Here is an 11,561-nt window from a genome sequence, read left to right as displayed (position 1 = left end):
CACGCTCACTCCTACAAGGGGCGTCAGGCCCATTAGGAGTTGAATGGCTATGACCGTTCGTGTGATAGACATCTGCGTGGAAGCCGGTCTCAGGGCCGAGCAGGGTCTGCTGGCCTCTGTGTGCGCTGGAGAGGCCGATTATGGCCTGTTGTTCTGGCGACCCAATGATCACGCGCTGGTCATGCCGCGCCGCTTGAACCGCCTCGACGGCTTCACCGAAGCCAGCGAAACCCTCGCCGACCTCGGTTGGCCGATCCTGCTGCGGGAGAGCGGAGGCGAACCGGTGCCGCAATCCCCGGCCACGGTGAATATCGCGCTGGTGTACGTGCAACCCCCGTCAGATCACGATCGTGATCGCATCGAAAACGCCTATCGTCGCCTATGCCAGCCCATGCTCGATGTACTGGGCGAATTGGGCGGCGCTGCCTCGCTGGGCGAAGTGGAGGGCGCATTCTGTGACGGCCGGTTCAACGTCAATCTGGACGGCCGCAAGATGGTCGGCACCGCCCAGCGCTGGCGGCAGAGCCAAGGCGGCAAGCGGCCTGTGGTGCTGGCCCATGGTGCGATGCTGCTGGACAACGAGCGAATTGAGATGGTCGACGCCGTCAACCGTTTTAATCAGATGTGCGACCTTGAACAACGATGCCGCGCCGAGAGCCACATCGCGTTGCACGAACAATTCGCCGCGCCGGATTTTCTCGACCGACTGAGCGAACGCTACGCACAAATCTTCGCCGAGCTGTAGCGTCGGTTGGCGATCAGCGCGTGCCGAAGACCACCATAGTCTTGCCGCGTACGTGAACAAGCTTCTGTTCTTCCAGTGACTTCAACACGCGACCGACCATTTCCCGCGAGCAACCCACGATTCGGCCGATCTCCTGACGGGTGATTTTGATCTGCATGCCGTCAGGGTGGGTCATGGCATCCGGCTGTTTGCACAGATCCAATAAGCTGCGCGCCACCCGGCCAGTCACATCGAGAAACGCCAGGTCGCCGACTTTACGTGTGGTATTGCGCAGTCGTTCGGCCATCTGGCCACCCATGGCGTACATCAACTCGGGATCGTGCTGACTTAACTCGCGGAATTTGGCGTAGCTGATCTCAGCCACTTCGCACTCGGTCTTGGTTCGTACCCAAGCGCTACGCTGAGGTTCGTGGCTGGCCGGTTGGAACAGCCCAAGCTCGCCGAAGAAATCACCACTGTTGAGGTAGGCGACGATCATCTCGCGACCGTCGGTGTCCTCGATCAGGATGGTGACTGACCCTTTGATGATCAAATACAGCGACTCGGACTGCTCACCCGCGCAGATGATGTTGGTCTTGGCGGCGCAGCGACGACGTTGGGCGTAGGGAAGAAGCTTGTCGAGCAATTTCACTTTGTTCGGTGGGGTCATGACAACCATCGGCGTATCCCGTAAAAAACTGCGCCTTCCGGCATTCTTAGAGGTATCGGCAGTATTTCCGATTTGTCGCAGTTCGACAGCGGCAATTCACCGTTTTTTCAGACATTTCCTACATTTCTGTCGCTTCTCGACATTTCCGGTCCACTCAGCGACATTCCGACCCTGTGCTAAGCTGGCCGCCTTTTTTCGAGCTTGGGAGTCCTGGGGATGAAAGCACGTATTCAATGGGCGGGTGAGGCCATGTTTCTGGGCGAATCAGGCAGCGGTCACGTTGTCGTGATGGACGGCCCGCCCGAGAGCGGTGGTCGCAATCTGGGTGTTCGCCCGATGGAAATGGTGTTGATTGGCTTGGGCGGTTGCAGCAACTTCGACGTCGTCAGCATTCTCAAAAAAGCCCGCCAGCCGATTGAAAGCTGCGAGGCGTTTCTCGAAGCCGAGCGTGCCACCGAAGACCCCAAGGTGTTCACCAAGATCCACCTGCATTTCGTGGTCAAGGGCCGCGGGCTGAAGGAAACTCAGGTCAAGCGCGCTATCGAACTGTCCGCTGAAAAATACTGCTCGGCATCGATCATGCTGGGCGCGGCGGGGGTTGAGATCACCCACGATTACGAAATCGTAGAGTTGGGCTGAGGAGCGTGTAGATACTTGTGAAGCCGCCGGGGTGACGCTTCACCTTTCTGGCGAATGCGGTGTATCGGTAACAGATACGTCGACTGAAACGCCGCTTTCGCCAGCAAGCCGGCTCTCACAGAAACCGTGTTGAGAGCCAAGGGTGTGTAGCGTCAGACGCGGTACGTGCTCTTGGTCATGACCTTGGCCAGCAAACTCATGCCGAACTTCACCGGCGCTGGAAAACGAAATCCCCCTGCGTCGATGGCGCCCTCGGCGTGTTGCTCTTCGTCCGTGCGCATTTGCTCCAGAATCGCCCGGGACTTTTCGTCTTCGATCGGCAATTGCTCCAGATGCTCGTTTAGGTGTTTGCAGACCTGGTCTTCAGTCGCCGCGACAAACCCCAGACTGACCCTGTCGCTGATCAAGCCCGCCACCGCGCCGATGCCGAATGACATGCCGTAGAACAGCGGGTTGAGCACACTGGTGTGACTGCCGAGCTGACGAATGCGCTGTTCACACCACACCAGATGATCGATTTCTTCCTCGGCGGCGTGCTCCATGGCTTTGCGGACATGGGGCAATTTCGCGGTCAGGGCCTGACCTTGATACAGCGCTTGGGCACAGACTTCGCCGGTATGGTTGATACGCATGAGACCCGCGACATGTCGGGTGTCGGTCTCGCTCATCTTGGTGTCCGGTTGCACGATGGCGGGAGAAGGGCGATGAGCGTGCGCGCTGGCAGGCAGCAGCGTCTTCATCGCGGCATCGGCTTGTAACAGGAAACGGTCGACAGGAGAGTAGTGACGTTCGGTAGCCATGGGCACCTCCGGATAAATCCACGGCGGCCAGTCTACCTCAATCACCTTTATCAGGCTTGCCCTGCATCAGCCCGCCGATGCCCGTGTTGGGTAGTCGGCGGGAGTCAGTCGTCGAAAACGCGAATCAGCCCGGCGGCCACGTCATTTGGCGCTTGCCCAGTACGTGCATGTGAATGTGATAAACAGTCTGGCCGCCATTCTCATTGGTGTTCATCACCACACGGAAACCGTCCTCGCAGCCTTGTTCTTTGGCCAGGCGCTGGGCGGTGAAGAGGATATGGCCCAGCAGGCCTTTGTCTTCTTCGGTGACGTCGTTGAGGGTCGCGATGGGTTTTTTCGGGATGACCAGAAAATGCACCGGCGCTTGAGGGGCGATGTCGTGAAATGCCAGCACCTGATCGTCTTCGTAGAGGATCCTGGCCGGTATTTCCCGGTTGATGATCTTGGTGAACAGAGTCTCCACAGCCTTGTTGCTCCGTGTTCGAGAGGGGTAGGGCGAGTGTACTGAGCGTGTCGAGTCACGCCCAGCCGTTTGTGACAGGGCAGCCGATCAGGCGGACGTGCGCGACTTGAGGATAGACCCCCAGATTTTGCGCGTCACCCAGCGTCCGGCAAAGCGGGGCAGGCGAATCAGAAAGCGATTTCGCCAGCCCGGCACGATCACGGCGCGGTTTTTATCCAGTGCCCGAACGGTGTACAGCGCGATTTCTTCAGCGCTCATGGTGTTGTCGTGGGTGAATTTGTCGGCGTCGAGCTGCGCGGTTTTGAAGAACGACGTCCGGGTGGGGCCAGGGCACAGCACTGAAATCTTTACGCCAGTCTTTTTAAGTTCTTCACGCAGGCCTTCAGAAAAATGCAGCACGAACGCTTTGCTGGCGGCATAGGTACTCATCCACGGGCCGGGTTGAAAGCCCATGATCGACGCGACGTTGAGGATTTGCCCGCCCCCTTGCACGGCCATCAAGTTGCCAACGGTGTGGCACAGGCGAGTCAGGGCCAGCACATTGAGGTCCAGCAGATCCTGCTCCTGCGCCCATTCCTGTGCGAGAAACGGCCCGCTGTTGCCAATCCCGGCGCAATTCACCAGCAAGTCGATCTGACGCTCACCTTCTTCCAGTTCCAGCAGAAATCCCGACAGGCGAAGCGGCTCGCCAAGGTCGCAGGCTCGGAACAAGACCTCGACGCCGAAACGCTGAGTGAACTCAAGCGCAATGCTTTCCAGCATGTCCCGGTGGCGGGAAACCAGAATCAGATTGCGGCCGCGACGGGCCAAGGCTTCGGCCATGGCCAGGCCAATGCCGCTGGATGCGCCTGTGACCAGGGCGTAACGGGTCATGCAATTCTCCAAGGGTACGTATGTCAAGACGCTTCCGTGCGGTTGGGCAGTTATTGAGCTTCGTCGCTGTCGCCTGCATCGGGCGGTGTTGCCGGCTCTACGAGCACATCCGGGGTGCTGTCGTCCGAGTCGTCATCGTACGGCAATGCTTGCTCATACTCGCCGGTCGTCGCGTTGACTTCGTCTTTGACCTTCTGGAAACCGCCTAGCACCGCTGCCACCAACACCAGCGCGATGAAAATCACCCACAGTGCGGCGAGGATTTTCACCGAGCGGGTATTTTTGGGCGGTGGAGCGCCATAGCGGTTAGGGCCCTGATTGCCTGGAATGACGATCATCAGCAGCGGGAACACGCTGTTGACCAATGGCACCAGGTTCAGCAGCAACAACCACGCCGACCAGCCCGCATCATGCAGACGCTGGGCGCCCATTTGGATGCTCACCACGGCAAAGGCAATGACCAGTATGGTGGCGAGCAGGCCGCCTGCTACCAGCGACATGCTCAATACCCCAAAGCACAGCGCTGCGAGCAACATCCCCACGACACTCAGCACCATGGTCCAAGCCAAATAGCGCAGCCGCCCGATACGTCCTTGAACACTGAACACCCTAAGTTCGCCTTCGCTTGGCCATTCGGTGGACACCGAAGCACGCGGCGGCGCATAGGGCGAGGCGGCAGGCTGGAACGCCGGCTTCACTGGAGCAGGCTCTTCGATTTCTTCCAGCGTCCATGCCACCGGCTGCTCTGGCTCGATCCGGGCTTCGACGCCGGCATCGTTCAGGGCTTTCAAATACCGTTGTGCGTCGTCCCCGGTCAGGCCGCGTTTGACGGTCATCGGCTTGCCGCTGAACAGCCGTTCGATACTGGAGACATCGCTCTTGAACAACTGAGCGAGATTCAAACGAGCCGTTTCCAGATCCACGCCCGTTCGCAACTGCCCTTCGAAAACGATCTTGAAGTGTTCTGCCATGCTCGGCTTCCTTGTCTGGGGTTAGAGGCGTTTGCTGCGCTGTCGTCAGAAGGGTTTGACCACGACCAGAATCACGATCGCCAGCAAGATCAGCACGGGAATTTCATTGAACCAGCGATAGAACACATGACTGCGGCCATTCTCGCCGCGCGCGAAGCGTTTCACCTGCGCGCCGCACATATGGTGATAGCCGATCAGAATGACGACCAGAGTGAGCTTGGCGTGCATCCACCCCTGTTGGAGATACCCGGGGATGAGTGTAATCAGCCAGATGCCGAACACCAGTGTGCCGATCATTGCAGGGCCCATGATTCCGCGATAAAGCTTGCGCTCCATGGTACAAAATCGCTCACGACTGACGGCGTCTTCGCTCATGGAGTGGTAAACGAACAAACGGGGGAGGTAGAACAGGCCGGCGAACCAGCAGACCATTGAGACGATGTGCAGCGCTTTTATCCACAGCATTTTTGAGTTTCCACGATCACGGTGGCGCAAATAGTAGTGGCATGCGTGTCCGTACGTCACGTTCGCGGTTGTCCCTCTGGCTCTGGACTCCTATCATCTGCGCCTTTCCAGTGGTTTCGTTGAGGGGCACGTTATGGTCAAGGTCGGTATCGTCGGTGGCACAGGTTACACCGGCGTCGAGTTGCTACGTCTTCTGGCACAGCATCCAGAAGCTGAAGTGGTCGCGATCACCTCGCGTTCCGAAGCCGGTCTGCCTGTGGCTGACATGTATCCGAACCTGCGTAGTCACTATGACGGCCTTGCGTTCAGCGTGCCGGACGTCAACGTGCTGGGTGCCTGCGATGTGGTATTTTTCGCCACCCCGCATGGCGTCGCACACGCCTTGGCGGGCGAACTGCTGGCAGCGGGTACCAAGGTCATCGACCTGTCCGCCGACTTCCGCCTTCAGGACGCAGACGAGTGGGCCAAGTGGTACAACCAGCCCCATGGCGCGCCCGACCTGCTGCCCGAGGCTGTATACGGCCTGCCGGAAGTCAATCGCGAGAAAATCAAAGGCGCGCGCCTGATCGCGGTACCGGGTTGCTACCCGACGGCAACGCAACTGGGCTTCCTGCCGCTGCTCGAAGCGGGTCTGGCCGACCCCACTCGTCTCATTGCGGACTGCAAGTCCGGCATCAGCGGCGCGGGCCGTGGGGCCAGTGTGGGTTCGCTGTATGCCGAGACCAGTGAAAGCTTCAAGGCCTACGCCGTCAAAGGCCACCGCCATCTGCCAGAGATCAGCCAAGGCCTGCGTCGTGCAGCCGGTGGCGATGTTGGTCTGACGTTTGTGCCTCACCTGACGCCAATGATCCGCGGCATTCACGCGACTCTGTATTCGACCGTTGTGGATAAATCCGTCGATCTGCAGGCATTGTTCGAAAAACGCTACGCCAATGAACCGTTCGTCGACGTCATGCCGGCGGGCAGCCATCCGGAAACCCGCAGCGTGCGAGGGGCGAACGTGTGCCGGATCGCCGTACACCGTCCTCAAGGTGGGGATTTGGTGGTGGTGTTGTCTGTCATCGACAACCTGGTCAAAGGTGCGTCGGGCCAAGCGGTGCAGAACATGAACATCATGTTTGAATTGGATGAGCGTTTGGGCCTGTCCCACGCCGCGCTGCTCCCGTAAAGCCAAGTCGAGGGGTAATCGGCAAGCTTCGAGTTAAAGCGGGATCACATGTTTTTCACTTGCAGCTTGTCGCTTGAGGCTCATGGCTGCTTTTAGAATAGTTGACCGATTTTCTAGGAGAAGCGGATAATGGCCGTCATTACGCATGATGACGGCTTACCGCCGGGAGATATTGAGCATGAGTGTTGAAACCTTCACACCTACGGCTCTGGAATTCACGCACGGTGCAGCGCACAAAGTGAAAACCCTGGTCGATGAAGAGGGCAATGATCGCCTGAAGTTGCGTGTATTCGTGACCGGCGGCGGCTGTTCCGGTTTCCAGTATGGTTTTACGTTTGATGAAGACGTTGCCGACGATGACACGATCGTTGAGCGCGAGGGTGTCAGCCTGGTGGTAGACCCGATGAGCTTCCAGTACTTGGCGGGCGCAGAAGTTGATTATCAGGAAGGCCTCGAAGGCTCTCGCTTCGTGATCAAGAATCCGAACGCAGCCACCACTTGCGGTTGCGGCTCCTCGTTCTCGATCTGAGTCATTCGGTGTAAACGAAAACGCCGCGCATATGCGCGGCGTTTTGCATTCTGCCTTGTCGTTCAGGCGGGATAGATCGCGCCGAGTACGCGCAGACCTCTGGCGCCCGTTACGCTGGGACGGTTAGCGGGAACGCTTTCCAGTGCGCAATGAGCCAGCCAGGCAAACGCCATGGCTTCGACCCAGTCAGGGTCAACGCCGAACTCGGCGGTGCTGGAAACCTTGGTATTTGGCAGCAGATCGGCCAGTCGGCCCATAAGCGCCTTGTTGTGAGCGCCCCCGCCACAGACCAGCAGTTCTTTGGTCTGGGCCTGAGCTGATTGCAGCGACTCGGTGATGCTCATCGCCGTCACCTCCAGAAGCGTTGCCTGCACGTCTTCAGGTTTCAGCGTTGGCAACTGGAACAAGTGATGATGCACCCAGCCGAGGTTGAACACCTCCCGACCCGTACTCTTCGGCCCCTTGGTCTGGAAGAACGGGTCACTGAGCATCGACTTGAGCAATTCGACATTTACAGTCCCGCTTGCGCCCCAAGCCCCATCTTTGTCATAGCTCAAGCCACGTTGAGCCTGAATCCACGCGTCGAGCAACACGTTGCCTGGCCCCGAGTCGAACCCGGAAACCGGCTTGTCGATCTCGATCAGGCTGAGGTTGCTGAAGCCGCCAACGTTCAGGACGGCACGATAGTCTTTGTTGTCATCAAATAGCGCCTCGTGGAACGCCGGCACCAGCGGAGCGCCTTGGCCTCCCGCCGCGATGTCACGCTTACGGAAGTCGCTGACCACTGTGATGCCAGTCCGCTCCGCCAGCAGGGCAGGGTTACCAATCTGAACCGTGAAACCACGGGCAGGTTCATGGCGAATCGTCTGCCCATGGCTACCGATGGCGCGAATCTCGCCCGCCAGCTTGTTCTGCTGGTCCAGAAGCGCGAGTACGCCCTGCGCGGCCAGGTCTACCCATTTCTGCTCAGCGATACCGGCCCGCGCGAGCTCGTCCTGACCGCTTGCGCACAGGCCAAGGAGCTCTGCGCGCAGATCGTCAGGCATGGGAATGTAGTGGGTGCCGAGCAGACGAGGTCGGTCATCCTGTTCAACAAGTGCGAAGTCGAGCCCATCCAGACTGCTTCCGGACATTACACCTACATATAGAGTCATAGGTCAGCGCTTACTCGAGGCCAGCATGGTGGCCTTTTCCTGGTCCATGCGTGCCATCAGAGGTTGGCTTTCTTGCATGAACCGCTGTTTTTCGGACTTGGCGATCGGGTCTGCCATCGGCAGCTTTTGACCCAGCGGGTCAACGTGAACGCCGTTTACCTGAAACTCGTAATGTACATGGGGACCTGTTGAGAGTCCGGTCGTTCCAATGTAGCCGATAACTTGACCTTGCTTGACGCTGGAACCGTTCTGGATGCCCTTGGCGAAACCTTGCATGTGGCCGTACAGCGTGCGGTAAGTTTCGCCGTGCTGAATAATCACAGTGTTGCCGTAACCGCCACGGCGACCAGCCAGAATCACTTTCCCATCGCCCGTCGCCTTGATCGGTGTGCCCCGTGGTGCAGCATAGTCGATGCCTTTGTGGGCGCGGATCTTGTTCAGGATCGGGTGCTTGCGACCCATCGAGAACAGCGAGCTGATACGCGCGTATTCAACCGGCGTGCGGATGAATGCCTTGCGCATGCTGTTCCCGTCGGCGGTGTAGTAATTCGTGTTGCCCTGTTTGTTGGTATAACGCACGGCAGTGTAGGTCTTACCGCGGTTGGTGAAGCGAGCAGAGAGAATGTTGCCGGTACCGACGGTCTTACCGTTGGCGACTTTCTGCTCGTAAATCACATCGAATTCATCACCCTTGCGGATGTCCTGCGCAAAGTCCACGTCATAGCCAAAGATGTTGGCCATATCCATCGTCATGCTATGGCTCAAGCCTGCACGCTGGGCCGATTGAGATAGAGAGTTACTGATTACCCCGTGAACATAGGCGGTCCGTACGTTTGGTTTGCTGACGTCGCGGGTGAAGCTATAGCCCTTGTCGGTTTTCGACAGGCTGATGCTTTCGAGATCATTGAGCTTGCTGTGCAACTGTTTGAGCTTGCCCTCGGGCGATAGCTCGAACTGCAGGATTTGCCCATTTTTCAGTTGGCTGAATTGCTTGGCCTGCTTGTCGCTGGCAATCACTTCATGGACGGCGGCTGGTGGAAGGCCGACTTTTTCGAAAAGGGTTGAGAGCGTATCGCCCTTTGAGACCACAACTTCTCGGTGAGTCGGCGCTTTTGAGGCTGCTGCGATTTCCTTTGCACGCTTTTCAGGGGGGGCAGCGGGTTCGCTCTGGGCTGTGCCATCTGGCTCATCTGCGTTGTTGTCAATCTGCGCAAAAGGGGAATCTGTGGAGGACTCTGTGGCTTGAGACTGGGTTTGAGCGTCTTCTTGTTGCTTGAGTTGATCGACCGGTGTGTCCAGTTCGAGGCTTAGGTTGGTTTTCTTGGCTTCGACATCACTGGATGGAAAAACCAGAAGGGCCAGGCTTAGCAGGGCGGCGATACCGCTCGCAGCAAGCAGGTGGCTCTTCGGATAAAGCGGAGGCGCTTTAGGCGGAGTGTCGTTCATAGGTAATTTTGACTTTGAAAAAAGATGAAATGGAAAAGATGAATGACATGATGAAGATGAAATAACTGTATAAATTATAACCAAATCCTGCCTGAGGCAAGCCTGCGTTCGGATCGTTCCCCGATTCGTCGACCTTCTGTTGCCAGAACTTGTATTTGGGCGCTGATCTTGTATGGTGGTTTCCCTTTGAAATAAGGCATTACGGGGCTGAAATGAAGTCGGTTGAAGAGCAGCTTGCGCTGATCAAGCGTGGCGCAGATGAACTCCTGGTCGAGTCCGAACTGATCGCGAAGCTTAAGCGCGGTCAGCCATTGCGCATCAAGGCCGGTTTCGACCCTACGGCGCCCGATTTGCACCTGGGTCACACGGTGCTTATTAATAAGCTGCGTCAGTTCCAGGAGCTAGGCCACCAGGTCATCTTCCTGATTGGCGACTTCACCGGCATGATCGGCGATCCCAGCGGCAAAAGTGCCACGCGTCCCCCGCTTACCCGCGAACAGGTCCTCGACTACGCCGAGACCTACAAGGCGCAAGTCTTCAAGATTCTTGATCCGGCCAGGACCGAGGTCGCGTTCAACTCCTCGTGGATGGATCAGTTGAGCCCCGCCGATTTCATCCGCTTGTCCTCGCAGTACACCGTTGCGCGCATGCTCGAGCGCGATGACTTCGACAAGCGTTACAAGTCGAACCAGTCCATCGCTATCCACGAATTCCTCTATCCGCTGGTCCAGGGTTATGACTCGGTCGCACTGCGTGCCGATGTCGAGCTGGGCGGGACCGACCAGAAGTTCAACCTTCTGATGGGGCGTGAGCTTCAACGTGCCTATGGTCAGGAAGCCCAATGCGTACTGACCATGCCATTGCTTGAGGGCCTGGATGGCGTGAAGAAGATGTCCAAGTCCTTGGGTAACTACGTCGGTATCCAGGAAGCGCCGGGCATTATGTACAGCAAGCTCGTGTCCATCCCGGACGCATTAATGTGGCGCTACTTCGAGCTGTTGAGTTTTCGATCGATGGAAGAAATCGAAGGCTTCAAGGCTGATTGCGAAGCGGGTGCTAACCCACGAGATATCAAGATCAAGCTGGCAGAAGAGATTGTGGCGCGTTTCCATGGTGAAGAGGCCGCCGCTTCCGCGCACCGTTCTGCGGGAAACCGTATGAAAGACGGCGAACTGCCAGACGACCTGCCTGAAATCGCGGTGTCCGGTACTGAAGACATGCCGATCGCAGCGGTCCTTAATAAGTCGGGTTTGGTCAAGAACTCAGCGGTCGCCCGCGACCTCTTGGCATCTGGCGGCGTGCGCATCGATGGTGCGGTAGTGGATCGCGGCTTTATCTTTAAGGTAGGTGCGACCCACGTTTGTCAGGCTGGGAAGAAAGCATTCGGACGTGTCACGCTGAATTTAGAATAAATTCAAATAAGTGCTTGACGCCCCTCAGGACGTCTCTATAATTCGCCCCACTTCCGGCGCAGACGAAACGGAAAACTCCTTGATAATCAACGAGTTGGACGAAGTAGACAGTGCGGAAGGCTTCGGTTTGCAGGTTGAATCGGTAGCGGTGAAAAAGGTGGTTGACAGCAGATTGTAACGCTGTAGAATTCGCCTCCCGCTGACCTGAGACGCCAAGTCGAGGCAGGCGCAAGTGGTTGAAGTTGAT

At 57.7% G+C, this 11,561-nt stretch carries 14 protein-coding genes; 5 read left to right on the top strand and 9 right to left on the bottom strand.

What is annotated here, in order from left to right; genetic code table 11:
* Positions 1–49: 49 nt before the first annotated feature.
* Positions 50–745 carry a lipoate--protein ligase family protein gene (locus B3N48_RS08935; protein WP_296182260.1) on the top strand — a complete coding sequence of 232 codons (696 nt, stop codon included), beginning with the start codon at positions 50–52 and terminating at the stop codon, positions 743–745.
* Positions 746–758: 13 nt separating this feature from the next.
* Here B3N48_RS08935 and crp read toward each other — a convergent pair whose 3' ends face one another.
* Positions 759–1,403: a cAMP-activated global transcriptional regulator CRP gene (crp, locus tag B3N48_RS08930; protein ID WP_296182242.1), complete on the bottom strand. Its 645-nt coding sequence runs from the start codon at positions 1,401–1,403 to the stop codon at positions 759–761.
* A 207-nt stretch (positions 1,404–1,610) separates the two neighbouring features.
* Here crp and B3N48_RS08925 point away from each other — a divergent pair, with 207 nt between their 5' ends.
* On the top strand, positions 1,611–2,033 hold the full coding sequence (locus B3N48_RS08925) for an OsmC family protein (protein WP_296182239.1): 423 nt from the start codon (positions 1,611–1,613) through the stop codon (positions 2,031–2,033).
* Positions 2,034–2,185: 152 nt separating this feature from the next.
* Here B3N48_RS08925 and coq7 read toward each other — a convergent pair whose 3' ends face one another.
* From coq7 to hemJ, 5 genes are all read right to left on the bottom strand, one after another.
* Positions 2,186–2,833, bottom strand: coding sequence for a 2-polyprenyl-3-methyl-6-methoxy-1,4-benzoquinone monooxygenase (gene coq7 / locus B3N48_RS08920; RefSeq protein WP_296182236.1), 648 nt, complete (start codon positions 2,831–2,833; stop codon positions 2,186–2,188).
* Between the two features lie 124 nt (positions 2,834–2,957).
* Positions 2,958–3,296: a histidine triad nucleotide-binding protein gene (locus B3N48_RS08915; protein WP_296182234.1), complete on the bottom strand. Its 339-nt coding sequence runs from the start codon at positions 3,294–3,296 to the stop codon at positions 2,958–2,960.
* A gap of 87 nt (positions 3,297–3,383) precedes the next feature.
* On the bottom strand, positions 3,384–4,169 hold the full coding sequence (locus tag B3N48_RS08910; RefSeq protein WP_296182232.1) for an SDR family NAD(P)-dependent oxidoreductase: 786 nt from the start codon (positions 4,167–4,169) through the stop codon (positions 3,384–3,386).
* A 50-nt stretch (positions 4,170–4,219) separates the two neighbouring features.
* Positions 4,220–5,140 (bottom strand): DUF805 domain-containing protein, encoded by a 921-nt coding sequence (locus tag B3N48_RS08905; protein WP_296182229.1) that lies wholly within the window; start codon positions 5,138–5,140, stop codon positions 4,220–4,222.
* A 45-nt stretch (positions 5,141–5,185) separates the two neighbouring features.
* Positions 5,186–5,605 carry a protoporphyrinogen oxidase HemJ gene (gene hemJ, locus B3N48_RS08900; protein ID WP_296182227.1) on the bottom strand — a complete coding sequence of 140 codons (420 nt, stop codon included), beginning with the start codon at positions 5,603–5,605 and terminating at the stop codon, positions 5,186–5,188.
* 133 nt (positions 5,606–5,738) lie between these two features.
* Between hemJ and argC the strand changes: the two genes are divergently transcribed.
* Together argC and erpA are read left to right on the top strand one after the other, a co-directional pair.
* Complete coding sequence (argC, locus tag B3N48_RS08895) at positions 5,739–6,773, top strand: N-acetyl-gamma-glutamyl-phosphate reductase (protein ID WP_296182225.1); 1,035 nt, start codon at positions 5,739–5,741, stop codon at positions 6,771–6,773.
* Between the two features lie 178 nt (positions 6,774–6,951).
* Positions 6,952–7,302 carry an iron-sulfur cluster insertion protein ErpA gene (erpA, locus tag B3N48_RS08890; protein ID WP_166595570.1) on the top strand — a complete coding sequence of 117 codons (351 nt, stop codon included), beginning with the start codon at positions 6,952–6,954 and terminating at the stop codon, positions 7,300–7,302.
* Between the two features lie 62 nt (positions 7,303–7,364).
* Here erpA and B3N48_RS08885 read toward each other — a convergent pair whose 3' ends face one another.
* Positions 7,365–8,456, bottom strand: coding sequence for an anhydro-N-acetylmuramic acid kinase (locus B3N48_RS08885; protein WP_296182222.1), 1,092 nt, complete (start codon positions 8,454–8,456; stop codon positions 7,365–7,367).
* 3 nt (positions 8,457–8,459) lie between these two features.
* Positions 8,460–9,902, bottom strand: coding sequence for a peptidoglycan DD-metalloendopeptidase family protein (locus B3N48_RS08880; protein ID WP_296182217.1), 1,443 nt, complete (start codon positions 9,900–9,902; stop codon positions 8,460–8,462).
* 212 nt (positions 9,903–10,114) lie between these two features.
* Here B3N48_RS08880 and tyrS point away from each other — a divergent pair, with 212 nt between their 5' ends.
* Positions 10,115–11,314: a tyrosine--tRNA ligase gene (gene tyrS / locus B3N48_RS08875; RefSeq protein ID WP_296182215.1), complete on the top strand. Its 1,200-nt coding sequence runs from the start codon at positions 10,115–10,117 to the stop codon at positions 11,312–11,314.
* On the opposite strand, the gene B3N48_RS08870 is transcribed toward tyrS, so the two are convergent.
* A partial coding sequence (locus B3N48_RS08870; protein ID WP_296182212.1) for a hypothetical protein occupies positions 11,295–11,561 on the bottom strand: 267 nt, incomplete at its 5' end. The genes tyrS and B3N48_RS08870 overlap by 20 nt on opposite strands.

The organism is Pseudomonas sp. UBA1879 (genome assembly GCF_002338065.1).
GTDB lineage: Bacteria > Pseudomonadota > Gammaproteobacteria > Pseudomonadales > Pseudomonadaceae > Aquipseudomonas.
Note: the sequence above shows the minus strand (reverse complement) of the source record. Positions and strands in the feature narration are given on the sequence as shown.

Bases quoted from the DNA above. Each gene is read 5' to 3' on its own strand.
- tyrS (WP_296182215.1), top strand. From the start codon at position 10,115: ATGAAGTCGGTTGAAGAGCAGCTTGCGCTGATCAAGCGTGGCGCAGAT.
- B3N48_RS08885 (WP_296182222.1), bottom strand. From the start codon at position 8,456: ATGACTCTATATGTAGGTGTAATGTCCGGAAGCAGTCTGGATGGGCTC.
- hemJ (WP_296182227.1), bottom strand. From the start codon at position 5,605: ATGCTGTGGATAAAAGCGCTGCACATCGTCTCAATGGTCTGCTGGTTC.
- B3N48_RS08925 (WP_296182239.1), top strand. From the start codon at position 1,611: ATGAAAGCACGTATTCAATGGGCGGGTGAGGCCATGTTTCTGGGCGAA.
- argC (WP_296182225.1), top strand. From the start codon at position 5,739: ATGGTCAAGGTCGGTATCGTCGGTGGCACAGGTTACACCGGCGTCGAG.
- erpA (WP_166595570.1), top strand. From the start codon at position 6,952: ATGAGTGTTGAAACCTTCACACCTACGGCTCTGGAATTCACGCACGGT.
- coq7 (WP_296182236.1), bottom strand. From the start codon at position 2,833: ATGGCTACCGAACGTCACTACTCTCCTGTCGACCGTTTCCTGTTACAA.
- B3N48_RS08880 (WP_296182217.1), bottom strand. From the start codon at position 9,902: ATGAACGACACTCCGCCTAAAGCGCCTCCGCTTTATCCGAAGAGCCAC.
- B3N48_RS08910 (WP_296182232.1), bottom strand. From the start codon at position 4,169: ATGACCCGTTACGCCCTGGTCACAGGCGCATCCAGCGGCATTGGCCTG.
- B3N48_RS08935 (WP_296182260.1), top strand. From the start codon at position 50: ATGACCGTTCGTGTGATAGACATCTGCGTGGAAGCCGGTCTCAGGGCC.
- B3N48_RS08905 (WP_296182229.1), bottom strand. From the start codon at position 5,140: ATGGCAGAACACTTCAAGATCGTTTTCGAAGGGCAGTTGCGAACGGGC.
- crp (WP_296182242.1), bottom strand. From the start codon at position 1,403: ATGGTTGTCATGACCCCACCGAACAAAGTGAAATTGCTCGACAAGCTT.